This is a genomic window from Dactylosporangium aurantiacum, from assembly GCF_000716715.1.
Classification (GTDB): domain Bacteria; phylum Actinomycetota; class Actinomycetes; order Mycobacteriales; family Micromonosporaceae; genus Dactylosporangium; species Dactylosporangium aurantiacum.
In genome coordinates this window covers 107812-132826 of record NZ_JNYJ01000054.1, presented here as the reverse complement: position 1 = coordinate 132826, position 25015 = coordinate 107812, and the positions used below count along the sequence as shown (strand labels likewise).

The 25015-nt window shown below is 72.1% G+C and carries 21 protein-coding genes and 1 pseudogene; 14 read left to right on the top strand and 8 right to left on the bottom strand.

Annotation, left to right across the window (positions count from 1 at the left end):
* Nucleotides 1-25: 25 nt before the first annotated feature.
* Nucleotides 26-700, bottom strand: a complete 675-nt coding sequence (locus OP18_RS42605) for an alpha/beta fold hydrolase (protein ID WP_033364975.1) — start codon at nucleotides 698-700, stop codon at nucleotides 26-28.
* A gap of 53 nt (nucleotides 701-753) precedes the next feature.
* Here OP18_RS42605 and OP18_RS42600 point away from each other — a divergent pair, with 53 nt between their 5' ends.
* On the top strand, nucleotides 754-1731 hold the full coding sequence (locus OP18_RS42600; protein WP_033364974.1) for a WYL domain-containing protein: 978 nt from the start codon (nucleotides 754-756) through the stop codon (nucleotides 1729-1731).
* Here OP18_RS42600 and OP18_RS42595 read toward each other — a convergent pair.
* The 3 genes from OP18_RS42595 to OP18_RS42585 are packed head-to-tail and all read right to left on the bottom strand — an operon-like array spanning nucleotide 1684 to nucleotide 3540.
* On the bottom strand, nucleotides 1684-1995 hold the full coding sequence (locus tag OP18_RS42595) for a DUF5808 domain-containing protein (protein WP_156090170.1): 312 nt from the start codon (nucleotides 1993-1995) through the stop codon (nucleotides 1684-1686). The two genes, OP18_RS42600 and OP18_RS42595, sit on opposite strands and share 48 nt — an antisense overlap.
* Before the next feature lie 22 nt (nucleotides 1996-2017).
* Nucleotides 2018-3202 carry an RNA polymerase sigma factor gene (locus OP18_RS42590; RefSeq protein WP_033364972.1) on the bottom strand — a complete coding sequence of 395 codons (1185 nt, stop codon included), beginning with the start codon at nucleotides 3200-3202 and terminating at the stop codon, nucleotides 2018-2020.
* Entirely contained in the window at nucleotides 3199-3540 is a 342-nt protein-coding gene (locus OP18_RS42585; RefSeq protein ID WP_033364971.1) for a YciI family protein, read from the bottom strand. Before OP18_RS42585 ends, OP18_RS42590 begins: the two co-directional genes overlap by 4 nt.
* Before the next feature lie 65 nt (nucleotides 3541-3605).
* Here OP18_RS42585 and htpG point away from each other — a divergent pair, with 65 nt between their 5' ends.
* The 8 genes and pseudogenes from htpG to OP18_RS42545 all read left to right on the top strand — a co-directional run bounded on the left by htpG (nucleotide 3606) and on the right by OP18_RS42545 (nucleotide 14204).
* Nucleotides 3606-5459 (top strand): molecular chaperone HtpG, encoded by a 1854-nt coding sequence (gene htpG / locus OP18_RS42580; RefSeq protein ID WP_033364970.1) that lies wholly within the window; start codon nucleotides 3606-3608, stop codon nucleotides 5457-5459.
* Nucleotides 5456-5833, top strand: a complete 378-nt coding sequence (locus tag OP18_RS42575) for a nuclear transport factor 2 family protein (protein ID WP_033364969.1) — start codon at nucleotides 5456-5458, stop codon at nucleotides 5831-5833. The genes htpG and OP18_RS42575 overlap by 4 nt, the downstream gene beginning before the upstream one ends.
* A gap of 129 nt (nucleotides 5834-5962) precedes the next feature.
* Nucleotides 5963-6448, top strand: a complete 486-nt coding sequence (locus tag OP18_RS42570) for a hypothetical protein (RefSeq protein WP_033364968.1) — start codon at nucleotides 5963-5965, stop codon at nucleotides 6446-6448.
* Nucleotides 6448-7830 (top strand): hypothetical protein, encoded by a 1383-nt coding sequence (locus tag OP18_RS42565; RefSeq protein WP_033364967.1) that lies wholly within the window; start codon nucleotides 6448-6450, stop codon nucleotides 7828-7830. The genes OP18_RS42570 and OP18_RS42565 overlap by 1 nt, the downstream gene beginning before the upstream one ends.
* Nucleotides 7827-9146, top strand: a complete 1320-nt coding sequence (locus tag OP18_RS42560) for a VWA domain-containing protein (RefSeq protein WP_033364966.1) — start codon at nucleotides 7827-7829, stop codon at nucleotides 9144-9146. Before OP18_RS42565 ends, OP18_RS42560 begins: the two co-directional genes overlap by 4 nt.
* 9 nt (nucleotides 9147-9155) lie before the next feature.
* A complete protein-coding gene (locus OP18_RS42555) occupies nucleotides 9156-10271 on the top strand; it encodes an ATP-binding protein (protein ID WP_033364965.1) in 1116 nt (371 codons plus the stop codon).
* A pseudogene (locus OP18_RS42550) lies at nucleotides 10268-12901 on the top strand (DUF5682 family protein); the annotation flags it as partial. The gene OP18_RS42555 and the pseudogene OP18_RS42550, both read left to right, overlap by 4 nt.
* Before the next feature lie 613 nt (nucleotides 12902-13514).
* Nucleotides 13515-14204, top strand: a complete 690-nt coding sequence (locus OP18_RS42545) for a hypothetical protein (RefSeq protein ID WP_033364964.1) — start codon at nucleotides 13515-13517, stop codon at nucleotides 14202-14204.
* Between the two features lie 24 nt (nucleotides 14205-14228).
* Here OP18_RS42545 and OP18_RS42540 read toward each other — a convergent pair whose 3' ends face one another.
* Nucleotides 14229-14600 carry a winged helix-turn-helix transcriptional regulator gene (locus tag OP18_RS42540; protein ID WP_033364962.1) on the bottom strand — a complete coding sequence of 124 codons (372 nt, stop codon included), beginning with the start codon at nucleotides 14598-14600 and terminating at the stop codon, nucleotides 14229-14231.
* Nucleotides 14601-14680: 80 nt separating this feature from the next.
* Between OP18_RS42540 and OP18_RS42535 the strand changes: the two genes are divergently transcribed.
* Entirely contained in the window at nucleotides 14681-15529 is an 849-nt protein-coding gene (locus OP18_RS42535) for an SDR family oxidoreductase (protein ID WP_033364961.1), read from the top strand.
* Between the two features lie 97 nt (nucleotides 15530-15626).
* Here OP18_RS42535 and OP18_RS42530 read toward each other — a convergent pair whose 3' ends face one another.
* Nucleotides 15627-16256: a hypothetical protein gene (locus OP18_RS42530; RefSeq protein WP_245635722.1), complete on the bottom strand. Its 630-nt coding sequence runs from the start codon at nucleotides 16254-16256 to the stop codon at nucleotides 15627-15629.
* Between the two features lie 132 nt (nucleotides 16257-16388).
* Here OP18_RS42530 and OP18_RS42525 point away from each other — a divergent pair, with 132 nt between their 5' ends.
* Nucleotides 16389-18293: an IPT/TIG domain-containing protein gene (locus tag OP18_RS42525; RefSeq protein ID WP_081971584.1), complete on the top strand. Its 1905-nt coding sequence runs from the start codon at nucleotides 16389-16391 to the stop codon at nucleotides 18291-18293.
* Between the two features lie 49 nt (nucleotides 18294-18342).
* Here OP18_RS42525 and OP18_RS42520 read toward each other — a convergent pair whose 3' ends face one another.
* A complete protein-coding gene (locus OP18_RS42520) occupies nucleotides 18343-19410 on the bottom strand; it encodes a hypothetical protein (protein ID WP_033364958.1) in 1068 nt (355 codons plus the stop codon).
* A 258-nt stretch (nucleotides 19411-19668) separates the two neighbouring features.
* Here OP18_RS42520 and OP18_RS42515 point away from each other — a divergent pair, with 258 nt between their 5' ends.
* The 3 genes from OP18_RS42515 to OP18_RS42505 all read left to right on the top strand — a co-directional run bounded on the left by OP18_RS42515 (nucleotide 19669) and on the right by OP18_RS42505 (nucleotide 22653).
* Nucleotides 19669-20562: an efflux RND transporter periplasmic adaptor subunit gene (locus OP18_RS42515; RefSeq protein WP_245635721.1), complete on the top strand. Its 894-nt coding sequence runs from the start codon at nucleotides 19669-19671 to the stop codon at nucleotides 20560-20562.
* The gene (locus tag OP18_RS42510; RefSeq protein ID WP_033364956.1) at nucleotides 20559-21230 is read left to right on the top strand and encodes an ABC transporter ATP-binding protein; all 672 of its coding nucleotides are present in this window, start codon (nucleotides 20559-20561) and stop codon (nucleotides 21228-21230) included. The genes OP18_RS42515 and OP18_RS42510 overlap by 4 nt, the downstream gene beginning before the upstream one ends.
* 85 nt (nucleotides 21231-21315) lie before the next feature.
* Nucleotides 21316-22653, top strand: coding sequence for an ABC transporter permease (locus tag OP18_RS42505; RefSeq protein WP_245635720.1), 1338 nt, complete (start codon nucleotides 21316-21318; stop codon nucleotides 22651-22653).
* 45 nt (nucleotides 22654-22698) lie between these two features.
* On the opposite strand, the gene OP18_RS42500 is transcribed toward OP18_RS42505, so the two are convergent.
* Complete coding sequence (locus OP18_RS42500) at nucleotides 22699-25014, bottom strand: glycoside hydrolase family 2 (protein WP_052388167.1); 2316 nt, start codon at nucleotides 25012-25014, stop codon at nucleotides 22699-22701.
* Nucleotide 25015 lies beyond the last annotated feature (1 nt).

The window sequence follows — 25015 nt, the reverse complement described above, 5'->3', positions numbered from 1 at the left end:
GGAACCCGTGGGAACCTGGCCGGATCTACGACACCAGGTCGTGCAGCATCGCCGCGAGGTCGTCCGGCCGGCTGAACATCGGCCAGTGGCCGGTCGGCAGCTCGTGGACGCGGTAGTCGCGCCGGTCCAGCCCGCTGAAGAACGGATGGTTCTGCTCGATCATCCGATGTACGTCCCGCGCCGCGAACGTCGTGCACAGCAGATCGGTCGGCGGCTGGTCGGGACCGTTGAGCTTCAGCGGCGACTCGGCGCTGGCCGCGGGGTGCGGCACCGCCCGCGCACGGATCCACGCCGTCATGCCGTCGAGGCCGGCGAACTGCACCGGGTTGTCGGCCGGGTCGAAGGACGGCGGCGCGATGAGCCCTTCCTCCACAGTGGCCGGTGCGCCCAGGTCGGCCTGCGACACGCCGTCGGGCACCGGGCCGCTGTCCACATAGATCACCCGGGCGACCCGCCGCGGCACCCGGTCCGCCGCGCCGCGCACGGGGAGCCCGCCGTAGCTGTGGCCCACCAGTACGACATCCTCCGCATCGCCGATCGCGGAGACCACCTGTTCGATGTGGGTGTCGAGGGTCGTGCCCGGGCTCGAGTCGAGGGTGAGCGCCGTCACGTCGTGGCCGGACGCCCGGAGCCGGTCCGCGACCGCGTCCCACGCCCAACCACCCAGCCACATGCCCGGCACCAGGATGAAGTTCGTCATGCCACGACCGTAGAACCGAATCCGGGCCGATTCCGCCCTGATATACAGAACAGGTGGCGCAGTCCACCGAAAAGGTCCTCGCGATGCTGGAGCTGCTGCAGGCGCAGCCCGGCCTGACCGGCCCTGAGCTGGCCCGACGCCTCGACGTCGACGGCCGCACCGTCCGGCGCTACGCCGGCACCCTCGCCGACCTGGGCGTGCCGGTCCAGGCGACCCGCGGCCGGCACGGCGGCTACCGGCTGCTGCCCGGCTACAAGCTGCCGCCGCTGATGCTCACCGACGACGAGGCCGTCGCCGTGGTGTTCGGCCTGCTCGTCGCCGCCCGGCAGGGCGTGACGACCCCGCTCGCGCTGGCCAAGATCGAGCGGGTCCTGCCGGCGCAGCTGCGCGAGCGGGTCCGGGCGGTCCGCGAGACGCTCAGCTTCGTCGCGCCCGCCCGCGACGCGGCGCCCCCACCGGCCGGCCACCTCCTCGCGCTCGGCGCGGCGGCCCGCGCGCACCGCCGCGTCCGGGTGACCTACCGCTCCTGGCGCGGCGACGACACGGAGCGTGATTTCGACCCGTACGGTGTCGTGGTCCACAACGGACGGTGGTATACGGCCGGCCACGACCATCGCAGCGGCGAGCCGCGCACGCTGCGGCTGGACCGGATCCGTTCGATCACGGCGCTGGACGTGGGCTTCGACCCGCCGGAGGGTTTCGACCCGGCCGCCCACGTGGTCGCCGGGCTCGCGGCGGTGCCCTACCAGCACGACGTCGAGGTGCTGCTGCGCACCGGGCTCGCCGACGCCGCCCGCCGCATCCCACCCGTCGTCGGTACCCTCACCGACCACCCGGACGGTGTCCTGCTCACCTGCCGCGCCGAGCGCCTCGACGGGGTGGCCGGACTGCTCGCCGGCCTGGGCTGCGACTTCACCGTCCGCCGCCCCGACGCGCTGCGCGCCGAGCTCCTCGCGTTGGCCCGCCGCCTGGAACGGGCGGCGTCAGTCGTGCACGAGGGTGGTGTGCAGGACGATGGTCGCGACCAGTGAACCGATCGTCAGCCAGACCAGCCGCCAGGTCCATTTGTGGGCGAGGTTGAGGGTCCAGCCGGCGCCCTGGCGCTTCGGGACGAACAGCGCGGGATCATCCGGGTTGACGTAGAAGTTGCCGCGCCACGCGCGCGGGTCGGCGCTCATCCCGCGGGCGTCGCCGCCGTCACGGCGTTTCGGTGCGGGGACCGCGACGATCGCGAGGGCGAGGACGGCGACCATGAATGAGATCGCGAGGAGCTCGGCCAAGGCTGCGTGGTTCACCATTCGAGCGTGCCACCGCTCGTCACCGTTCGGAAGAGCTTCGTGCCTGAAGGTATGACCGCTGGACGTCGTTGCCGGCCAGATCGGCCGCCCGGCGGAACGCCTCCCGCGCCTCCGGCTCGCGCCCCAACCGCCGCAGCAGGTCACCCCGCACGGTGTGGAACACGTGGTAGCGGGGCAGGTCGAGGGCCTCGACCAGGTCCAGGGCGGCGGCCGGACCGGCCACCTCGGCGACGGCGACCGCTCGGTTGAGCGCCACGACGGGCGTCGGTGACACGTGCAGCAGCTGGTCGTACAGCTGCAACACCTGCCGCCAATCGGTGGTCGGGCCGTCGGTGTGCACGGCGTTGATCGCGGCCTGCAGCTGGTAGGGGCCGGGGCGGCCGCCGTCCAGGCACTGCCGGACGAGCCGGTGGCCCTCGGCGACAAGGCGCTCGTCCCAGCGGCTGCGGTCCTGGTCGCGCAGCAGGACCTGCTCGCCGCCCGGTCCGGTCCGCGCGGCCCGGCGCGCCTCGGTGAGCAGCATCAACGCGAGCAGTCCGGTCGCCTCCGGCTCGTCGGGCAGCAGCTCGTGCAGCAACCGGCCGAGCCGGATCGCCTCCGCGCACAGGTCGTCACGGATCAGCAGCGGACCGGAGCTGGCCGCGTACCCCTCGTTGAAGATGAGGTAGATGACGGCCAGGACGGCCTGCAACCGGTCGGGCAGGTGCCGTGTCGGCGGCACCCGGTACGGGATCCCGGCGTCGCGGATCTTCTGCTTCGCGCGGACGATGCGCTGGGCGACGGTCGCCTCCGGCACGAGCAGCGCGTGCGCGATCTCCGCGGTGCTGAGCCCGCCGAGCAACCGCAGGGTGAGCGGCACCTGCGCGGCGGTGGACAGCGCCGGGTGGCAGCAGGTGAAGATCAGCCGCAGCCGGTCGGGCGGCTCCTCCCGTGCCTCGCCGGCGAAGAGCAGGGCCGCCTCGCGGTGCCGGTCGTCGCGTTTCGCCTCGCGGCGCAGCCGGTCGACGGCACGGTTGCGGGCGGTGGTGATGATCCAGCCGGCGGGGCTCGGCGGCGGGCCGTCGTGCGCCCAGTGCTCGACCGCCGCGGCGAACGCCTCCTGCACCGCCTCCTCCGCGAGGTCGATGTCGCCGAGCAGCCTGACCAGGACGGCGACCGCGCGGCCGTACTGCTCGCGGAACGCCCGCTCGACCGGATCCCTCATTGGAACGGCCGCACCTCGATCGGCAGCCGGGTGGCGCGCATCGCCTTGCCGGCCCACTCCAGGGCCTCGTCGAGGTCCTCGACGTCGATGACGCAGAAGCCGCCCAGGTGCTCCTTGCCCTCGACGAACGGCCCGTCGCTCACCAGGACGCCGCCGTCCTTCGGGCGCAGCACGGTCGCGGTGGCCGGCGGGAACAGCCCGCCCGAGAACACCCACACGCCGGCCTCGCGCAGCTCCTGGTCGAACCGCGCCACGTCCGCGGCGATGTCCGCCATCTCCTGCGGCGACGGAGGGTCGCCTTCACTGGGTTCGATCACGCTGAGCAGGTACCGCCGCATGGTCACCTTTGTACCGCAGCAGCCACGTATTCTTTTCTGCGGCATCTTCACGGAAGGGGTTTCACGTGAGCAGCGAAACGCTGGAGTTTCAGGCCGAGACGCGGCAGCTCCTGCAATTGATGGTCCACTCGATCTACTCGAACAAGGACATCTTCCTGCGGGAACTGATCTCCAATGCCTCCGATGCTCTGGACAAGCTCCGGCTCCAGTCGCTGATCGACAAGGAGCTGGTGGCCGACACCGACGACCTGCACATCTCGCTGGCGGTGTCGGCCGAGGACCGGACCCTGACGGTCCGGGACAACGGGATCGGGATGTCCCGTGACGAGGTCGTCGAACTGATCGGCACGATCGCGAAGTCGGGCACCGCCGAACTGCTGCGCAAGATGCGCGAGTCGAAGGACGCCGCCGCGAAGCAGGAGCTGATCGGGCAGTTCGGCGTCGGGTTCTACTCGACGTTCATGGTCGCCGACAAGGTCACGCTGGTGACCCGGCGGGCCGGTGAGACCGGGGGCACCCGCTGGGAGTCCACCGGTGAGGGCACGTACCAGATCGAGGCCGTCGACGACGCGCCCCAGGGCACCTCGGTCACGCTGCACCTCAAGCCCGAGGACGCCGAGGACCAGCTGCACGACTACTCCGCGGAGTGGAAGATCCGCGAGATCGTCAAGCGCTACTCCGACTTCATCGCCTGGCCCATCCGTCTCGACGGGTCGGAAGCGCCGCTGAATTCGATGAAAGCGCTCTGGGCCCGCCCCCGCAGCGAGGTCAGCGACGAGGAATACCACGAGTTCTACAAGCACGTCTCGCACGACTGGACCGATCCGCTCGAGACGATCCACATGAAGGCCGAGGGCACGTTCGAATACGAGGCCCTGCTGTTCATCCCGTCCCGGGCGCCGTTCGACCTGTACATGCGCGACGGCAAGCGCGGCGTGCAGCTCTACGTGAAGCGCGTGTTCATCATGGACGACTGCGAGGCGCTCACCCCGCAGTACCTGCGGTTCGTCAAGGGCGTCGTCGACGCGCACGACCTGTCGCTCAACATCTCCCGCGAGATCCTCCAGCAGGACCGGCAGATCCAGGTGGTGCGCCGCCGGCTGGTGAAGAAGGTCCTCTCGACGCTGTCCGAGCTGCGGGAGAAGGACGCCGAGAAGTACCGCGGCTTCTGGGACGAGTTCGGCCGGGCGCTCAAGGAGGGCCTGCTCGACGACACCGACAACCGCGACACGCTGCTGGACCTGCTCCTGCTGCCGTCCACCGCGTCGAGCGAGCTGACGACGCTGCGCGACTACGTGTCGCGGATGAAGGAGGACCAGAAGGACATCTACTACATGACCGGCGAGTCGCGCGCCATGGTCGAGCACTCGCCGCACATGGAGGCGTTCCTGGCCAAGGGCTACGAGGTGCTGATCCTCACCGATCCCGTCGACGAGGTGTGGGTCGAGCGGATCACCGAGTTCGACGGCAAGCCGCTGCAGTCGATCGCGAAGGGCCAGGTCGACCTCGGCGCCTCCGAGACGGCGCCGGAGCAGCGGGAGGAGTTCGCACCGCTGCTGACCTGGCTCGGCGAGAAGCTCCAGGAGGACGTCAAGGAGGTCCGGCTGTCCTCGCGCCTCACCACGTCCGCGGCGTGCATCGTCGGCGACGCGCACGACATCACCCCCACCCTGGAGAAGATGTACCGCGCGATGGGTCAGGAGATGCCGCGCACCAAGCGGATCCTGGAGCTGAACCCGGCGCACCCCCTGGTCACGGGCCTGCGCTCGGCGCACGCGGCCGGCCCCGCCGATGAGGCCGGCCTGGTCGAGACGGCGGAGCTGCTGTACGGCGTGGCGCTGCTCGCCGAGGGCGGGGAGCTCACCGACCCGTCCCGCTTCACCCGCCTGGTCGCCGACCGCCTGGCGCGCACGCTGTGACCGGTCCCGCCGCACTGGAGCGCCTGCAGGCCGCCGAGCGGCGCCTGCAGGCCGCCCAGCTGGCCAGTGACGTGGCGGTGCTCGACGAGCTGATCGACGAGCGCCTGATCTTCACCGGTCCGGACGGGCGGCTGTACGGCAAGGAGGACGACCTGCGCCTGCACCGCTCCGGCGCCCAGACGATGACCGCGGTGCAGGAGGAGGACCTGCGCTGCCTGGTCGACGGGCGGACCGGGGTCACGTGGTTCGTCGGCCGGCTCGCGGGCACGTTCAACGGCGCGGACTTCGAGGCGCGGATGCGGTACACCCGCACCTGGATCTTCGACGACGCCTCGGGGTGGCGATTGGTCGCCGGACACGCGAGCGTGATCTAGTAAATCGGTCACCGTGGATGCCTCCACGGTGTTGGAGGCATCCCTTGCTGCTGCGATGCCTCCGCTGGATTTTTTGTCGTACCGATGCTGTAGAACTACCGGCGTCAAGGAGTCCGACGCTGGAGGTCGATGGCCGTGGACGTTGAGCGGCGCTCGGTAGCGCCCATCATCCCGCCGGTGAAGCCCCGCAAGCTGGCCAAGGTGCCGTTCGTCGAGCTGGCCGACGGGCGGTTGCAGGGAGTCGTGTCGAGCGGCTCCGACGTGGAGCGGGTCTATGTCTCCTCGATCGGGGCCGGCAGCCACGGCCTGAGCTGCAGCACCAACAACAACCGGCCCTGCGGCGGGCTGCGCGGGTCCTATCCGTGCAAGCACCTGCAGGCGCTGCTCGACGAGGCGGTGCTGCAGTATGGCGCCGACCGCGTCGCCCGCTACCTGCGCATCGACGTCGAAGAGGGCCGCAGCCTCGCCGCCGGCCTGCGCGCACACCACGAGCCGGCCCCGGCGGCGACCGTGTTCAGCAGCTTCCTGCGGCACCTGGCCTACCTGGAGCTGCCCGACACCACGCTGCCCGTGCCGGAGCTGCACTGGTTCCCGTCGGTCGGGACGGCCCGCTGATGCTTCCCACCCAGCTCGGCGCGCTCGTCGCCGACCCCGCGCCGGGCGTGTCCGAGGCCCTCGACGTGGCCGGCTCCCTCGATCATGCCCTGGCCGACGGCCTCGCCAGGATGTCCCCGTCGGCGCTCGCCGGCTTCGCCGACGCGTTCAGCGGCAGCCCACTGCGCGACCGGGTCGCCGAGGCCGTCGACAAGATCGCCGCCGGGTCGGTCTCCGACGAGCACCTGCTCGCCCTCGCCGGTGCCCGGTCGGCGCTGTTCGGCGCGGTCCACGACGCCCTGCTCGGCCAGGCCGACGCGGCGCTCGGGCGCACCCGGGCGGCCGTCGGCAACCTGCCTGGCGGCACCGGCGAGGCCGCGTCCGCCGGCAACCTGCTCGCCGGGAGCCGCTCGTGGCTGCGGGAGCTGGCCATCACCGGCTGGCGCGGCGTCGACCACGACCTGGTCACCGCCGCCGGGCAGGTCATCGAGGCGTCCCTGGCCCAGCCGCGGCTGCGGCGCCTGGCGACCCTGCTCGACGGGCTCGCCGCCGAGCTGCGCGCGTGCAGCCCGATCGCGACCATGGACCGGCTGCCGGTGCGGCGGTGGGGCGACCTGTGGAGCCGCGCGATGCTCCTGGCGCAGGACGGCGGGCGAGGCACGCCGGCCGCGCCGGTCACCGGGCGGCTGCTGCTGCTCGGCGCCGACGTCCACGAGCACGCCACCGCCGTGCAGGTGCAGGTCCACGGCATCCTCGAGGCGCCCGGCGCGGCACCGCGGCTGGTGCGCACCAGCGTCGCCGCGCCGAAGGTCGACACCATCGTCGGCCCCGCCGTGTGGCGGCTGTTCGCCGCGCACCCGGTGCTGCTCGGCGCGCTCGCGGAGCGCCTGACGCTCGACGTCACCGACATGCCGCTGCTGGCCGGCGGCGACCTCGTGTGGAGCGACGCGCTGGCCAAGGCGGGGCCGCCGGCCGACCCGTTCGCCACCGCCCGGGTGCTGCTCGCCGACGCCACCGCGCCGCCGGTGCCACCGCTGGAGCGCCACCCCGCCCGCATCGGCGAGCCGGTGCTCGTCGAGGGCTACACGGCCGCCGACGGCGCGTTCACGCTCGCCGACCAGAAGATCACCGTCGACACCGGCCGGCTGCCGGCGTGCGGGCCGCTGACCCCGCAGCTCGTCGCCGCCTCGCACGCCTGCATCGGGCTGCTGCGCTGGGACGACGGCGGCTGGTCGCTGCAGCCGCTCGCGGTGCTGACCATGGTCAAGCGGCAGCCCGTCGCGGCGCACACCACCGACTGGGCGCTCGGGCCCACCGACCCGAAGGTGGTCAAGGCGGCCGCGGCGGCCGGCGACGCGGTCGCGGTGCTGCGCGAGCGGGCCGGAAGGTTGCTGCGCAAATGAGCGATGAGAACCGTCGCCAGGTCCTCTACTGGCGGATGCTGGCCCGCGTCTTCCAGACCGACGAGCAGCACGCCCTGGAGACCGCGAGCGTCGCCATCGTCGAGGACATCGGCCTGCCCGCGGCCCTGCTCGACCCGGGCGTCTCCGTGGACAACCTGGTGCAGCGCCACCCCGATCTCGCCGGCGCGTTCGACGGGCTGATGACGCCCGGCGGGGACGGCGAGCAGGGGGCACCGCGGGAGCTTCCGGAGGGCGACGAGGTCCGCCGCGCGGCCCTGGTGTCCAAGCTGCTGATCAACGTGTTCGCCACCGGCAGCGGCAACGTGAGCGCCGGCCAGCTGGCCAACTGGCAGGCCGACGCCGGCTGGTTCGAGCGGGCCCTCGGCATGGGCCCGGGCGAGCTGCGCGGCAAGCCCAACGCGGGTGGCCTCGCCGGGGTCCTCGGCGGCCTGGAGGGCGACCTGGTCAAGCGGATGCACCTGCGGGAGGTCCTGGCCAACCCGGCGCTCGCCAAGCAGCTGACGCCGAGCATGTCGCTCATCGAGCAGCTGCTGCGCGACAAGAGCAACCTGTCCGGCGTCGCCCTCGCCAACGCCAAGGCGCTGATCCGCCGGTTCGTCGACGAGGTCGCCGAGGTGCTGCGCACCCAGGTGCAGCAGAGCAGCGCCGGCGTGATCGACCGGTCGGTGCCGCCGAAGCGCGTCTACCGCAACCTCGACCTCGAGCGCACCATCTGGAAGAACCTGACCAACTGGAGCCCCGACGACGAGCGGCTCTACGTCGACCGGCTCTTCTACCGGCAGACCGCGAAGCGCACCACCCCGGCGCGGCTCGTCGTCGTCGTCGACCAGTCCGGCTCGATGGTCGACTCGATGGTCAACTGCACCATCCTCGCCTCGATCTTCGCCGGGCTGCCGAAGGTCGACGTGCACCTCATCGCCTATGACACCCGGGCGCTGGACCTGACCCCGTGGGTGCACGACCCGTTCGAGGTGCTGCTGCGCACCCGGCTCGGCGGCGGCAACGACGGGCCGGTCGCCATGGCCATGGCCCGGCCGAAGATCGCCGACCCGAGCAACACGGTGATGGTCTGGATCTCCGACTTCTACGAGTTCGACCGCTCACAGCCGCTGCTGGAAGGCATCCAGGCAGTCCACCGATCCGGGGTCAAGTTCATCCCGATCGGCTCCGTCAGCAGCGGCGGGCAGCAGAGCGTCAACCCGTGGTTCCGCCAGCGGTTCAAGGACATGGGCACGCCCGTGATCTCCGGCCACATCCGCAAGCTCATCACCGAACTCAAGAACTTCCTCGCATAGGAGACCGACATGACCGACGACATGCTGCGCGCCCCCGCCGAGGTCAAGTACGCCGACGAGCTCGACTGGCTCGAGTCGATCGACGACGGGCCCAAGCCGTTCTCGTGGCGGCTCAGCCCCAAGATGGTCCGCCTGTTCATCCTCGGCTCCGAGCGCGCCGACGGCCTCGACCGCGAGGTGTCGCAGAAGTGGTTCGGCGACCGCAGCTTCGTCGAGCGCAGCATCGTGACGCTCGCCTCCGACCGCGGGCTGCTGCTCATCGGTGACCCGGGCACCGGCAAGAGCTGGCTCGCCGAGCTGCTGGCCGCGGCCATCTCGCGCAACTCGACGCTCGTCGTGCAGGGCACCGCCGGCACCACCGAGGACCACATCAAGTATTCGTGGAACGTCTCGATGGTCATCGCGAAGGGCCAGTCCCGGGCGTCGATGATCCCGTCGCCGATCATGACGGCGATGGAGCGCGGCGTCATCGGCCGGTTCGAGGAGCTGACCCGTTCCACCAGCGACGTGCAGGACGCGCTCATCTCGATCCTGTCGGAGAAGTACGTGTCGATCCCCGAGCTCGACGACGACAACATCGTCTTCGCGCAGCCCGGATTCTCGATCATCGCGACCGCCAACAGCCGTGACCGCGGGGTCAACGACCTGTCCTCGGCGCTCAAGCGCCGGTTCAACTTCGTGCGTATCCCCGTGGTGACCAACAAGCGCAGCGAGGCGGAGATCGTCCGGTTCCGCACCACGGAGCTGCTGCGCCGCCACCAGATCGAGCTCGACGTGCCGCCCAACCTGCTCGACATCCTGCTGCAGAGCTTCGCCGACCTGCGCACCGCCGCGGCGTCGGCGACCAGCGACGACGAGAAGCTCGAGTCGGCGCTGTCGACCGCCGAACAGATCGGCGTGCTGGAGGACGCGATCCTGCACAGCACCTTCTTCGGCGACCGCACGCTGCGCGCGCAGACCCTCGCCGGCTCGCTCGTCGGGTCGCTCGCCCGGCGCAGCCCCGAGGACCTGGCGATCCTCAACAAGTACTGGCACGGCGTCGTCGAGCCGCGCAGCAAGCAGGACGGCGGGGACTGGCCGGCCTTCCTGGAGGGCGGCCGCGAGGCGATCGCCACCCTGTCATGAGTGAGCCTTTCGGGGCGCTGCGGCAGCAGCTCGTCGAGGCGGCGACCAGGTTCGCCGCGGCACCGGGCGCCGTGCCGGAGATCCTCGCCGGGATCGTCGACGACGTCGACCGGGCGCTGCGCGAGGAGCTGGAGATCTTCCCGGTCTGCCACCACTCGCCGGCGTCCGCCCTCGCCATGGTCCGCCGGCTGCGCGAGAAGCAGCCGAAGGTCATCTACCTGGAGCTGTGCGAGGACCTCGCGCCGCTGCTGACGGAGCTGCGCAACTGCCGGCTGCCGGTGGCGCTGCAGGCGTTCGCCTCCGAGCTCGACACGTTCCCGAAGGACTGGGGCCCGCTCAGTGTCATCGCGCCGATCACCGAGGCCTCCGCCGAGTACCAGGCCATCGCCTACGCGCTGGACACCCCGGGCGTCGAGCTGGTGCTGGTCGACCGCTCCACCGACCACGTCTTCCAATGGCAGCCGCGCGCGTCCGCCGCCGAGCCCGACCCGCACGCCGATCCCGACACCGACCCCGGCACCGCCGGGCACGGCGAGGCGGCCGCCGCAGGCGAGGACGACGCCGGCGACCTGCACGGCGACGCCGTCGGCATCGAGATCGGCGACCTGCGGCCGCGCTTCGCCGAGCTGGAGGCGCACCTGCTGCACCACGGCAAGGTGCGGCACTGGTCGGAGTGGTGGGACCAGTATGTCGAGCAGCCGCTCGTCGACGCCGACTACGCCACCTACCGGCAGGTCATGGTGCTCATCGGCAGTCTCTTCCGGCGGCTGGCACCCAGCGACGCCGACCGGGTCACCGTCGACGAGGACCGCGAGCGCTACATGTGGACGCGCATGCGCGAGCACCTCGCGGCGTCCGGCGTCGACCGCGCCGACTGCCTCTACGTGTGCGGCGCCTTCCACGCGGCCAGCCGGGTCGAGCAGTTCGGCACCGGGCCGGACGCCGCACCGTTCGAGATCACTCCGCGCACCGCGACGAAGTGGCTCTACGGGCTGATCCCGTCCAGCCACTCGGCGATCGAGGGCCAGTTCGGGCTGGCCCCGGGCTCCGTGTCGATCGCGGCGGCGACGTGGGCGAAGGCGGTCAGCCGGTCGAAGCTCGACACGTTCCAGCTCGAAGGCCAGCGCGGCAGCCGGAAGCGGGCGGCCGGCTCGGCCGTCGCGGCGGTCCCGGCGGCGCCCGTCGCCGACCAGCTGAGCCAGTTCCTGGCCAGCCCGCCCGACCTGCACGGCTTCGACGAGGAGGAGCTGCTCGGCTGGTGCGTCGACATCGTCCGGCTCGCCCGGCGCAACGGCTACCTGGCCAGCACCGCCGACGCGATCGCCGTGTTCGAGACCTCGATCCTGCTCGCCGGGATGCGCAACCGGGCCCGGCCGACGCCGTACGACTTCCAGGACGCGGCGGTCACCTGTATCGAGAAGGACGTGGTGCCGGGCCGCCGCGACGTGCGCCGGCTCTGCGAGATCCTGCTCGGCGGCGACCGGATCGGGCAGGTCGGCTACGACGCGCTGCCGCCGCTGGCCCGCGACGTGTATGACCGGCTCGCCCCGATCGGCCTCGACCTGCGCAAGAGCACCGTGCAGCGGGCGCTGCTCGACCTCAACGGCCGGCCCGAGCTGCAGCCGTGCTCGCACCTGCTGTGGATGCTGCGCTATCTGCTGCCCGACGGCGCGGTCCGGCCCATCATGGGCTCGCGCCGGCTCGGTGAGCGCTCCATCCAGGAGAGCTGGGACCTCTCGATCGGCAAGCACCAGCGGTACATCATCGAGCTGGGCTACGAAGGGGTCACCGTCGAGCAGGTGGTGGAGCGCCGGCTCCGCCGGACCGTGTACGCCCCCGACGCGACCGCGGCCACCGCCCTGCGGGCCGTGGAGGACTCGATCCTGTTCCTCGGCAGCCGGCGGTTCACCGACGAGCTCGGCGCGCGGGCCGTGGAGCTGCTCGCCGCCGAGCGCACCGTCGACGACGCCCCCGACGTGCTGCGCCGCATCCGGCGGCTGCTGGCGCACTACCGGGCGACCGAGCCGGAGCTGCCCGCGTGGTGCGGGGCGTTCGTCACCGCCGGCTATGCGCACTACTGCACGCTGCTGCCGACCGCGTTCGTCGACGACGAGACCGGCGTCCGGCAGGTCGGCGCGATGCTCGGGTTCCTCTTCTCGATGGAGGGTCTCGCGCTGTCCCTCGGCTGCGACCGGGCCCAGCTGGAGATCGCCGTCCGGCAGTCGCACCCCGAGGCGCCGGCGAAGGTCGCGCTGCTGTGGGCCGCGCACCACCAGCTCGGCCTGCTGCCACTGGCGGATCTGCGGGCCCGGTGCGCGGAGCTGCTCGGCAATCCGCTGGTGGTGCCGACGTTCCCGCAGTACCTGAGCGGGTTCGTCCAGGCGCTGGAGCCGGTGCCGAAGCTGGCCGCGTTCGTGGTCGAGGTGATGTCGGACGCGTTCGCCCGGCTGCCCGACCCGGTGCTGCTGCCGTGGCTGCCGACGCTCATCACCACGCTGCGCGATCAGGCCGCGGAGCTGGTGCCGGTCCTGATCCGCGAGGCGGGCCGGACCTTCCCGGCCACCCTGCCGGCCGTCGACTCCTGGGTCCCGCCGTGGACGACGCCTGCCGCGCCGACCGGTGCCGCCGGGTTGCCTGGCGCCGCCGGGTTGGCCGGTGCCGCCGGGGTCGCCGGTGCGGTCGGGGCCGGATTCGCCGGGGCGGCCGGGTTGGCCGGTGCCGCCGGGGGCCGACTCACCGGGGCCGGACTCACCGGGGCCGGATTCGCTGGACTTCGGTCCGGTGCCGCGGGTGGGTCCTTCGGCGACGGCTTCGTGCCCGGGTCGGACCGGTGGGATGCGGCGATGCCGGTGGCGCGGCTGCTGGCGGAGCACCGGGCGGCCTGCGACGGGGTGGCCGAGCTGCTCGGGTTGAGCGGTGCCGACGAGGCGGCGCCCGGCTGGGTCGACCTCGACGCCCTCGGGGCGTCCGGTGGTGGCGACGTGGGGCCCGGGGGCTCGCCGGTCCAGGCGCTGCTCGCTACGCACCACGAAGCGGCGGACGCGGTGGAGGCGCTGCTGGTCGCGGGCTAGGGGAGCTGTTCGCGTGGGTCCGTGGCCGCGGCAGCTCGGTGGCTGAGGGCGCCGGAGTTCCGCGGCCACGGGCCGGCAAGGCCGACCCGGCGGCGGGCCCGCGTCCCGCCGGTGGGTGGGGGTGATGGCTGCTCGCGAGGCGGGGCTGGCGCAGGGACCTTAGCGTTAGGTCATGGAGGCCTCGGCGATCGTGGTGAGCGTCATCGCCTGCTTCGGGGTGGTCGTCGCGCTGATCGTCGTCTCGGCGGTGGTGGCCGCGCGGCGGGAGCGGGAGCGGCGGGAGGCGCTGCGGGTCTGGGCGAAGCGGCACGGCTGGCAGGTGGTGGAGAGGCCGCAGGTCGAGTGGGGGCGGCGGATGCCGGGGGGCAACCGGCGGGGCGTGTCGCTGGCGCTGTTCGGCACGTTGGGCGGGCGGCCGGTGGCGGTGGGGGACTACTCGTACACGACGACGTCGACGTCGACCGACGCCAACGGGGCCACCCACACGACGACCACGACGCATCACTACATAGCGGTGGTCGTGCGGCTGCGGACGCCCCGGCCGAGTGTGGCCGTGCACCGGCGGGGCGGCGGGTCGAAGCTGTGGCGGTCGATGTTCGGGGACCGGGCGACGGCGGTGGGGATCGAGGCGTTCGACCGGGCGTACCGGGTGAACGCGCAGGACGCGAGCCTGGTCCGAGCGGTGATCGGCGGGACGCTGATCGCCGAGCACGTCGCGGGGTGGCTGCCCGACTGGAGTGTTGAGGGCAACGAGCTGCTGACCTTCGTACAGGGGCGGATCGGGGCGCCGGAGCGCATCCCGGCGCAGGTCGGGCCGCTGCTGCGGGTGGCGGAGCTGATCGAGGCCCACGCCACGACCTGAGCAGAGGCGCCGGGATGCCGCGCGTCAGCGGGAGTCGTCGTAGCGGGCCTGGGCGACGGCGATGCCGGGCATCTCGGCCTCGACCAGCTCGATCAGCTCGAGGAGCTTCGTCGCGATGCGGCGGCCGGCGTCGGTGAGGCTGTACTCGACGCGGGGCGGGATCGTGCTCTGCACGGTGCGCAGGACGAGGCCGTCGCGCTCCAGGGCGTGCAGGGTCTGCGACAGCATCTTCTCGCTGACGCCGTCGACGCGGCGGCGCAGCTCATTGAACCGGTGGGTGCCGTCCAGCAGGGCCGCCATCGACAGGATGCCCCAGCGGCCGGCGACGGTGTCCATGACCGGTCGCGACGTGCAGTTCTTCGCGAAGACGTCGAAGACCAGCTCCTCGTAGGACATGCCATAACGGTAACTCAAGGTTTGCACTTTCTAGAAGTTAGTGCTTACTGTGGGAGAGCAACTAGGACGAGGGAGTTCTCATGACCATCACTGTCACCGGCGCCACCGGCCAGCTGGGCCGGTTCGTCGTCGCCGCGCTCAAGCGGCAGGGTGCCGACGTCGTCGCCGCGGTCCGCGACACGGCCAAGGGCGAGAGTCTGGGCGTGCCGGCCCGGCTCGCCGACTACGACCGGCCGGAGACGCTGGTGCCGGCGTTCGAGGGCACCGACCGGCTGCTGTTCGTGTCGGGCAGCGAGGCGGGCCGGCGGGTCGAGCAGCACCGGGCCGTCGTCGAGGCCGCGGTGAAGGCCGGCGTGGGCCACATCGTGTACACCAGCATCACCAGGGCCGACACCTCGATCAACCCGCTGGCGCCGGAGCACCGGGCGACGGAGGAGCTGATCGTCGCGTCGGGGCTGCCGTACACCTTCCTGCGCAACAACTGGTATCTGGAGAACTACACCGGCAACCTCGGCACCGCGCTGGAGCACGGCGTGATCCTCGGCGCGGCCGGTGACGGCCGGGTGGCCGCCGCGACCCGGGAGGACCTCGCCGCCGGTGCGGCGGCGGTGCTGACCGGCGACGGGCACGCCGGGCGGATCTACGAGACCGGCGGCGACGTGGCCTTCTCGATGGCGGACCTCGCCGCGACGATCACCGCGCAGTCGGGCACCGAGGTCGCGTACCGGGACCTGCCGGAGGACGACTACGCGCAGGCGCTGATCGGGTTCGGCCTGCCCGAGGGGTTCGCCCGCGTGCTCGCCGCCGCCGACACGTCGATCGCGCGGGGCAGCCTCGACGTGGCAACCGGCGACCTGTCACGCCTCATCGGCCGCCCCACCACCACCCTCGCCGAGGCGGTCACCGCGGCCCTGAAGCAGCGAGGCTGACCAAAGCGCCGAGGCTGACCAAAGCGCCGAAGCTGACCAAAGCGAAGCTGACCAAAGCGCCGGGGCCGACCAAAGCGCCGAGGCCGACAAGAAGCCGCTAGACCGACATCGCCACCGTGGCGACGCCCGCGCCGACCAGTGCCACCGCCCACACGGTGTCCAGGTCGACGCGGGCCAGCCGGGACAGCCGCAGCCCCACCGTCTGGTAGACCAGCAGCGCGATCGCGCCCGCCACGGTGACCATCGCCGCGGTGTGCACGGCGGTGGCGAGGAAGCCCGCCCACAGCGGGTCGCCGCCGATGCCGTGGTGGTGGCTGGCGGGCAGGTCCGCCGGCGGGTTCGCGACCAGCACCGGCACGAGCATGAGCCCGGCGCCGTGGACGCTCGACATCAGGAACGACCACCCGGCCAGCTGCGCCGCCGACAGGTGCAGGCCGGGCGCGCCGACGTGCCGCCGCGACACCGCCCGCCACAGGCCGAAGCCGACCAGGACGATGCCGCCGCCGATGGCGACGAACCGGGTCGCGACCACCGACTGCAGGGCACTGACCAGCCCCGCGACCACGAAGATCGAGGCGGCGTGCCCGGCGGCGATCGGGACGAGGGCCCGCAGCACCGCGGCGCGGCTGCGCTCCTGCACTCCGTTGGCGACCGCCAGCAACCAGCCCATGCCGGGGTTGAGGCCGTGGAAGGCCCCCATTGCCGCGAGCAGCGCGATCACCGGCACGATCCCGGAGCCTAGTGCGGATGTCCCCCGACCGGTGGACACCGCCCGGGTGGTGTTGCGGGCAACGGCTCAGCCGGCTCCCCGCGGCGTCGATGGCAGGCACGTCGCGGTCACCAAGCCTGAGGAGCACGGATGCGCCCGAAAGCACGAAGCCTCGCGTTGAGCCTGCTGATGGTGGCCGGGGGCGGCCTGGTGGCGGTGAGCCAGGCGGCCCCGGCGGCCGCCGCGCTGCCGCACGTCGCCGGGGGGTTCACCGCACCCACGACCAGGCAGGACGTCCGGCCGAAGGTCGGTGTGTCCGCCGCCTTGCCGGAGACTGCCAGCCTCAAGCTCAACCTGCCCGCCGTCGGCGACCAGGGGCAGATCGGCTCGTGCGTGGCCTGGACGATCGCGCACTCGATCATGGGCTACTACGCGCAGCGGGACAGCGCCGCCGGTGCGCCGTACGCGCCGCTGTACCTGTACATGCGCGCGGTGCAGAAGGGTGGCGCGCCGAACGCCGGGCTGGTGCCGGAGAAGGCGCTGACCGAGGCCGCCGCCAACGGGGTGGACACCCAGGACGACTACGTGCAGGGCACGACCAACTACACGGTCCCGCCGACCGCGTCGGAGGTCGCCAACGCGCGCAACTACAAGATCTCCAAGTGGGCGACGCTGTGGACCGGCGCCGGTCAGGGCGCGGCCGGCCAGCGGGCGCTGCAGGAGGCGATCGTCGCCGGGTCGCCGGTCGCCGTCGGCATCCCGGTCTTCAAGGACTTCATGTACCTGACCGGCAACACCCTCTACAAGACGACCAGCGGGGTCAACCTCGGCGGGCACATGGTGACCGCCTACGCGTACGACGCCGAGGGCCTGTGGATCCGCAACCAGTGGGGCACCTCGTGGGGCGTGGCCGGCGACGCGCACCTGTCGTGGGCGTTCGTCAACGCGAACGTCTCGGCCGCCTACACCGTCGGCGGCATGCTCACACCGTCCACCGTCCCGGTGTCGCGCCCGTCGGTGTCGACCCTGTCGCAGGTGCGCGGCCCGGTCGCCGGCGGCACGGAGGTCACCATCACCGGCGGCAACCTGAGCACCGCCACGGCGGTGAGGTTCGGCGACGCCACCGCCCAGTTCCGCAAGGTGGAGACGAACGGGGTCACCACGCTGGTCGCCACGACGCCGCCGCACGCCAGGGGGTCCGTCGACGTGACCGTCGTCAACGCCGCCGGGGCGAGCACGCTGAACTCGCAGGCGCGGTTCCTGTACCAGCCGCCGCCGCCCGTCGTGGCCGGCCTCAGCGCCGCGAGCGCGTCCGTGCTCGGCGGCGACGTGCTGGGCCTCACCGGCACGAACCTCGACGGGGCCACCGCCGTGCGCATCGGCGCCAACGCCGCGACCAACGTGAAGGTGCTGTCGCCGACGTCGATCGCGTTCACGGTGCCGAAGCTGACCGTGGGCATCTACGACGTGACGGTGGTGACGCCGTCGGGGACCAGCGCGACCGTCGCCGCGGACAAGCTCGCGATCGTCAACCCGCCCGCGCCGACCATCGCCTCGCTCAGCGTCACCAGCGGTCCGACGTACACGACGACCCCGGTGATCGTGACCGGCACCAACCTCAGCGGCGTCACCGCGGTGCGCGTCGGCGACGTGAGCACCCTGTACCAGCGCGTCTCCGACACCCAGCTGCGGGTCACGATGCCGGTGCACGCCGCCGGCCAGGTGACGGTGAAGATCACCACCGTCGGCGGGGTCGTGGAGGGCACCGCCGCGCCGTTCACCTACGTGGCGCCCCCGCCGCCGACCGTCGCCGCGGTGACGCCGGCGACCGGCGGGACCAGGTCGTGGACGACGGTGGAGATCTCCGGGACCAACTTCGGCACGGCCGAGCGGGTCACCTCCAACGGCGCGGTCGTCTCCTTCGTCAAGCTGTCGGAGAGCCGGCTCAAGGTGTACCTGCCGCCGCGCGCGCCCGGCACGGTGCAGCTCCAGGTCATCACCAAGGGGGGCGTCAGCGCCGCCGCCCCCGCGTCGATCTTCACCTACAAGGTCTGACGCACCGGGAGGGAGGGGCCGCCCACGGGGGTGGCCCCTCCCGACCGTCTCAGATGCGTGAGGTGAACGTCGACAGGTACCGGTCGGCCACCGGCGCCCCGGCGTTGGTGAAGCAGGCGATCGTGACCAGGGCGGTGCCGCCCACGTCGCTCCACAGCTGCTCCAGGCCGCAGTAGTTCGACGTGTCGCCGTAGGCGGTCACCTGCGAGTGCGTCTCCTTCTGGTGCAGGTCCGGATATTTGATCATCATGCCGCCGATCGAGTTGGCGCCGAAGCCGTAGACGCTGTTGAAGTTCGTCTGCCCGGTGAACGCGTTGGCGACGTAGCCGAAGTAGGCCGGCACGTTCGCGGTGACCGCCCGCTGCCGGTGGAACGAGGCGACGAACTCGGAGTCCATGAGCGCGCCGGTGAGCGGGTTGTAGCAGGCGACGAGCGCGGTGACGTCGGTGCCGGACCAGACCCAGCGGGCCACCTTGCACCGGCGCGCCTGCGCGTTGGGCTGCACCGCGGTCACCTGGATGTCGCCGGCCTGGACGCCGGCCCCGCCGACGCCCGTGAAGCGCACCGTGTAGTACCCGGGCGACGACGGCGCCACGGTGACCGGGCCCCCCGTGGAGTTGTACTGCTGCACGATCGCGCCCGGCGAGGTCACCTGCACGGACGCGTACGCGTTGGCCGCGGGCACCACACCGGAGCTCAGCGTCCACAGCACCGTGAACGGCGTGTCGGCCGGCACCCCGCCGGGCTTGAAGCACTGCACGTCGACGACCTCGTCGACGCCGGAGATGTTCCAGCGCACGGCCTCGCAGAAGCGGCCGTCGGCGGCGACCGCGGTGACGTGCGGGATGCCCCTGGCGGAGGCGACCCCGATCTGCGGGAACCGCACCAGGTAGCGGCCGGTGGCCACCTTGATCCCGTCGGCCCAGGCGGCCGGCGCGAACGTCTTCCAGCTGCCCCACTGGTACGTGGTGGGCAGCGTGTTCCACACCGTGACGGTGGGGTCCTTCACGTACGCGAAGCCCCAGCGGTCGGGGGTGGCGGCCTGCGCGGGGGCGGAGGTGAGGAGGAGGGCTGCCGTCACCATGGCGGTGGCGACGGCGAGCAGGCGTCTGCGCATCAGCGCTCCAATCGATATTGGTCGATGCTGCTGGTTGTACTGTGCCGGGGGTTGCATCGAAACGCTGTCGTATTCAGTACATTCCTCACCCCGGATGAAATGCATGACGGGGCATCACCTCACCCGGATGGCCGTTACCCTTTGCCGGACTTCGATCCTTGCTGGGGGTGAACCCGGGTGCGACGAATCCTTTTCGCGGTGGCCGCCGCCGGTGCCGTGAGTGCGCTGGGAGCTTGCACGGCATCGGGCGCGGAGGGGGTGAGCACGCCCGGTCTCGCCGACCGGGGCGTCACGATGACGACGGTGAAGCCCACCCGCCAGGATCTGACCAACAAGGTGAGCCTCAGCGGCAAGGTCCAGCTCGGCCCCACCTTCGGCCTGGTCGCCCCGGTCGACGGCGAGATCCGCTACCTCGACGTGAAGACCGCCACGGGCACGCCGACCAAACCGATCAAGGTCGCCAATGTCTGGGTCGGCGGCAAGGCCACGCCGATCGAGGTGCCGGCCGGCGCCGTCTTCAGCGGCCGGCTCGTCGACGACCGGTCCAAGGTGACCGCCGGCATGCCGGTCGTGTCGGCCAAGCAGGCCGGGTACGGCGTCGTCGCGGACATCGACGGATCCCAGGCGTACCAGATCTCGGACAAGCTCGAGTCGGTGCAGGCTCAGATCAAGAGCGGCCCCGGACCGTTCCCGTGCACGGTGCTGGGCACGCTGGCCGCCCTGCCGGCCGGCACGATCCCGGAGCCGGTGACGCCGCAGCCCAACCCGTCGGCCTCGGCCGCGCCCCCGCCGAAGGTCGTCGGCCAGCAGCAGCAACCGTCGGAGCCGACCGGCATGCGGCTGGTGTGCGTCCCGCCGGCCGACGTCAAGGCGATCAACGGCGCCGCCGCGACCGTCGAGGTGATCACCGCCCGCGTCACCGGCGCCCTCGTGCTGCCGGTCGAGGCGGTCGCCGGGTCGCAGGGCAAGGGTAAGGTCGACGTCGTCAAGGCCGACCAGACGCGGGAGACCCGCGAGGTCACGCTCGGCCTCAGCGACGGCAAGGTCATCGAGATCAAGAGCGGTCTCACCGGCGACGAGACCATCGCCGTCCCGGGGCCGAACCTGCCCGCCGCCAAGAACAACGAGCCGATGCCGGGGTTCAGCAAGTGAGCCCGCTCATCGAGATGCGGGGCATCACCAAGACGCTCAAGGGACAGCAGGAGCCCCGGGTGATCCTCGCCGGCGTCGACCTCACCGTCGGCCGCGGCGAGAGCGTGGCGATCCTCGGCCGGTCCGGCTCCGGCAAGAGCACCCTGCTGAGCCTCATCGGGCTGTTCGACCGGCCCGACGAGGGGCAGTACCTGATGGGCGGCCGCGACCTGGCCCGCATCCCCGAACGCCGGGCGGCCGCCCTGCGCAGCGCCGAGTTCGGCTTCGTCTTCCAGCGCTTCTTCCTGCTCAAGCACCTCACCGCCGCGCAGAACGTGGCGATGGCCCTGGTCAACGGGCAGGGCTGGCTGCCGCGCCGGCACCGCCGCACCCGCGTGCTGGACGCCCTCGACCAGGTCGGCATCGCGCACCTGGCCAAGCACCGCCCCGCGAAGCTCTCCGGCGGCGAGCAGCAGCGGGTCGCGGTCGCCAGGGCCCTCGTGCGCAGCCCGAGCCTGCTGCTGGCCGACGAGCCCACCGGCGCGCTGGACACCGAGACCGGCAACCTCGTCATCGAGGTGATGCGCGCCGCCACCGACCGCGGCTGCGGCCTGATCCTCGTCACGCACGTCATGGGCGCAGTTTCGAGGTCAGGGCGGCGCCGGAGCGCAGCGGAGGTGGCGGCATGACCGGCCCGCAGCGGAGCGAGGAGCTGGTCATCATGGGCGCAGTTTCGAGGTCAGGGCGGCGCCGGAGCGCAGCGGAGGTGGCGGCATGACCGGGCCGCGGGTGTTCCGGCTCTCCGGCCGGCTCCGGTCGGCGCTCATCATCGGCGGGCAGGGCATCCGCTCGCGCAAGCTGCGCACCTTCCTGTCGATGATCAGCCTGTTCCTGGGCGTCCTCGCGGTCGTCACCGTGCAGGCGGTCGCGGAGACGGCCAACACGCTGCGCCTGGCCGACCTCGAGCTGCACGTCGGCAAGGACGGCACCCGCCAGATGTACGTGCCGCCGATGGCCGACGCGATGGACGCCGCGCTCACCAGCGTCGCCGGCAGGCCGGGCGCGGTCGGCATGATGCAGTACCAGGCGATCATCGGCGAGCCGAACGTCCTGCCGATCAACCAGGGCGCGGCGCCGTTCGACAACAACGACGGCGGCTACTACGGCCCGGCCATGGAGATGTACTGCGACCCGGTGACCGGCGGCTGCCGCCCGGTGCAGAACGAGGCGGCGGCGCAGCCGAAGGGCCAGGCGATCGAGCTGGTCCTGCAGGGGCTCACCGGCGACGTGCGGCAGTTCCGCCCGTTCCGCCCGGTCGCCGGCGACTGGCTCGACTTCGGCGGCGAGCCGTCCTACTCGCCGCGGCTGGTGCTGAACAAGGAGGCGGCCAAGGGCTTCAGCCGCTACCGGATCCCGGCCGAGATGCGCGTCGAGGGCGCCACCGCCAACCCGACGCCCCGCATCGTCGGCGTCATCGACGACGGCAACTCCCAGCCGACCGCGTACGTCCGGGTCGACGAGATGCGCAACTGGATGCCCAGGACCACCGCGAACCAGATGTACGGCCCCGGCCTGCAGCTCATGTTCGCGCCGTCCGCCGGGGAGACCGAGGCGCTGGTGATGCGCAAGCTCACCGCGCTCGGGGTGCCCGCCGACATGCTGCACGTCGAGACCGTCAACGCCCGCAAGAACATCGCCGGCGAGCTGGCGATCATGCGCTGGATCTTCCTCGGCATGGCGGCCCTGGTCCTGCTGATCGGCGCCGCCGGCATCCTCAACGTCGGCCTCGCCACCGTCGGCGAGCGGGTCGAGGAGTTCGCGCTGCGGCGGGCCGTCGGCACACCCCGCTCGCTGCTGGCCGGGATCGTGCTGGCCGAGACGCTGCTCACCGGGCTGCTCACCGCCGCGGCCGCGATCGGTCTGGCGGTGGTCGCGCTCGACGTCGGCGCCGGGCTGCTCGGCTCGCGGGTACCGCAGCTGCAGGACATGACGTTCCCCTGGCAGGCGGGCGTCGCCGGGGTCATCGCCGGCCTGGTGGCGGGCCTGCTCGGCGGCCTCATCCCGGCCATCCGGGCGGCCCGCATCCCGATCGCCACCGTCATGAGGGCCTGAGCCGAACCACAGGGGGTGCTCCACCGGAGCACCCCCTGCGAGGCGCTACGGGGCCCAGGGGCTCTCCACGGACCAGGTGGTGTCCTCGGTGAACGACGCGGGCGCGTCCCACGCGTTCGGGCCGCCCGGGGTGGCCAGCCACAGCTCCGCGTTGCGGTGCCGCAGGTACTGGCCGGGGAAGTTCCAGGCGGTCAGCCGCACCCCGCCGGTGCCCTGCTGGGCGCACCAGGTGGCGTCGGCCTTGAACAGCGCCGAGTTGTCGTTGGGGTCCTTGCGCACCCGGTACGCCTGGTGCCGCAGGTAATGGCCGGGGTAGTTGCGCGACTCGAAGGAGTAGCACGACGCGTCGGCCAGGCCCGGCACGATCCGCCAGGTCGCGTCCTGCTTGAGCAGCGTGCTGCTGTTCGCGTCGACGACCTCTGTGTAGCCGAGGCTGTCCTGGTGCCGGATGTACCGGGTGGTGCAGCACGGCGTGACGACCCGGAACGAGCGGTACACGTTGGTGGGCAGGGTCGCCGGCGGCGGCGGGTTGGTCGAGGCGCTGATCAGTGCCTGGTTCGCGGCCCTGACCCGGGCCGCGTCGACCTTCACCACCTGCCGGTCGTAGGTGAGCAGGCCGTTGCTCTCGTTCTCCACGTCGGTGATCTCGGTGTAGACCGACGCGGACAGCCCGGCCGGCATGCCGCCGGTGCGGATCTGGTCGTACAGGCCGACGAGGCGGTTGTTGAGCGCCGCGGCGCTGGCCTGGTCCTCGTAGCTGAAGCCGTTGCCCGGCGACCACTCGTGGCCCGCCACGCGCAGGCCGAGGCCGCCGAACTCGCCCAGGACCGCGGCCCGGGTCGCGGTCGGCAGGGTGGAGCCGGGACCGACGTAGATGTGGTTGTCGATCACGTCGCCGTTGCCGCCGTCGACGGAGCCGCAGCAGTTGACCCCGCTCATGTTGTTCACCAGGCGGGACGGGTCGTAGGCCTTGACCTCGCTGGCGATGCGGGCCTGGTCGTACTGGCCCCAGCCCTCGTTCTGGTCGACCCACATGACCAGCGACGGCGAGCTGCGGTGCTGGTCGATGATGCGGTCGTACTCCGCCTCCCACTGGGTGCGCGCGGCGGTGGTCGGGTTCTTGCCGGTCGGCATGGCGGGCATGTCCTGCCACACCAGCAGGCCGAGCTGGTCGGCGTGGTAGAACCAGCGCTGCGGCTCGACCTTGATGTGCTTGCGGACCATGTTGAAGCCGAGGTCCTTGTGTGCCTGCAGGTCGGAGCGCAGGGCGGCGTCGGTCGGCGCGGTGTAGATGCCGTCGGGCCAGTAGCCCTGGTCCAGGGTGCCGGACTGGAAGACGAACTGGCCGTTGAGCAGGATGCGCAGCTTGCCGTTGACGCTGCCGACCGAGATCGAGCGCATGCCGGCGTAGCTGCCGACGGAGTCCACGACCGTCGAGCCGCTCTTGAGGTCGATCCGGACGGTGTACAGGAACGGGTCGCTGGGCGACCAGCGGTGCGCGTTGGGCACCGGGACGCTGAACGCGGTGCCGGTGCCGCCGTTGGCGGTGCCGACCTGGGTGGTGCCGCTGAGCACGGTCGCGGTCACGGTGTGCCCGGACAGCCCGGCGCCGTGCACGGTGACCGACAGCGTGTTGTTGGACAGGTTCGGCACCAGGTCCACCCGGGTGACCCTGGCCGCCGGGGTCGGCTCCAGCCAGACGGTCTGCCAGATGCCGGAGGCGCCGGTGTAGAAGATGCCGCCGCCCGCGTGCGGGAGCACGTCGTTGCGGCGCTGCTTGCCGACCGCCTGGGTGCCGGCGTCCGTGGGGTCGTAGACCCCGACGACGATGGTGTTGGTGCCGCCGTTGAGCAGCGCGGTGATGTCGTACGTGAAGGCGTCGTAGCCTCCACTGTGGACGGCGCCGGCCTGGGTGCCGTTCACCCACACAGTGCTCTGCCAGTCCACGGCGCCGAAGTTGAGCTGGACCCGGCGGCCCGCCCAGCCCGACGGGACGGTGAAGGTGCGGCGGTACCAGAGCCGGTCGTTCTCGGTGACCTTGCGCTGGATGCCCGACAGGGCGGACTCGACGGGGTAGGGCACGCGGATCTGCTCGCCGAACGTGGCGGGCGGGGTGGTCTGGCCGCTGCCGGTGACCGCGAAGTCCCAGATGCCGTTGAGGTTGAGCCAGTCGGTGCGGGTCAGCTGCGGGCGGGGGTACTCCGGCAGCGGGTTCGTGGTGGACACCGAGTTGGTCCACGGGGTGGTCATCGGGGGTGTCTTGGGGGTCCAGGCGCTCGCGGGCGTCGACGTGGCGATCACCGTGCCGGCGGTGGCCAGCAACGGCGCGAGGGCGAGCGCGAACCATCTGGAGAGCTTCATA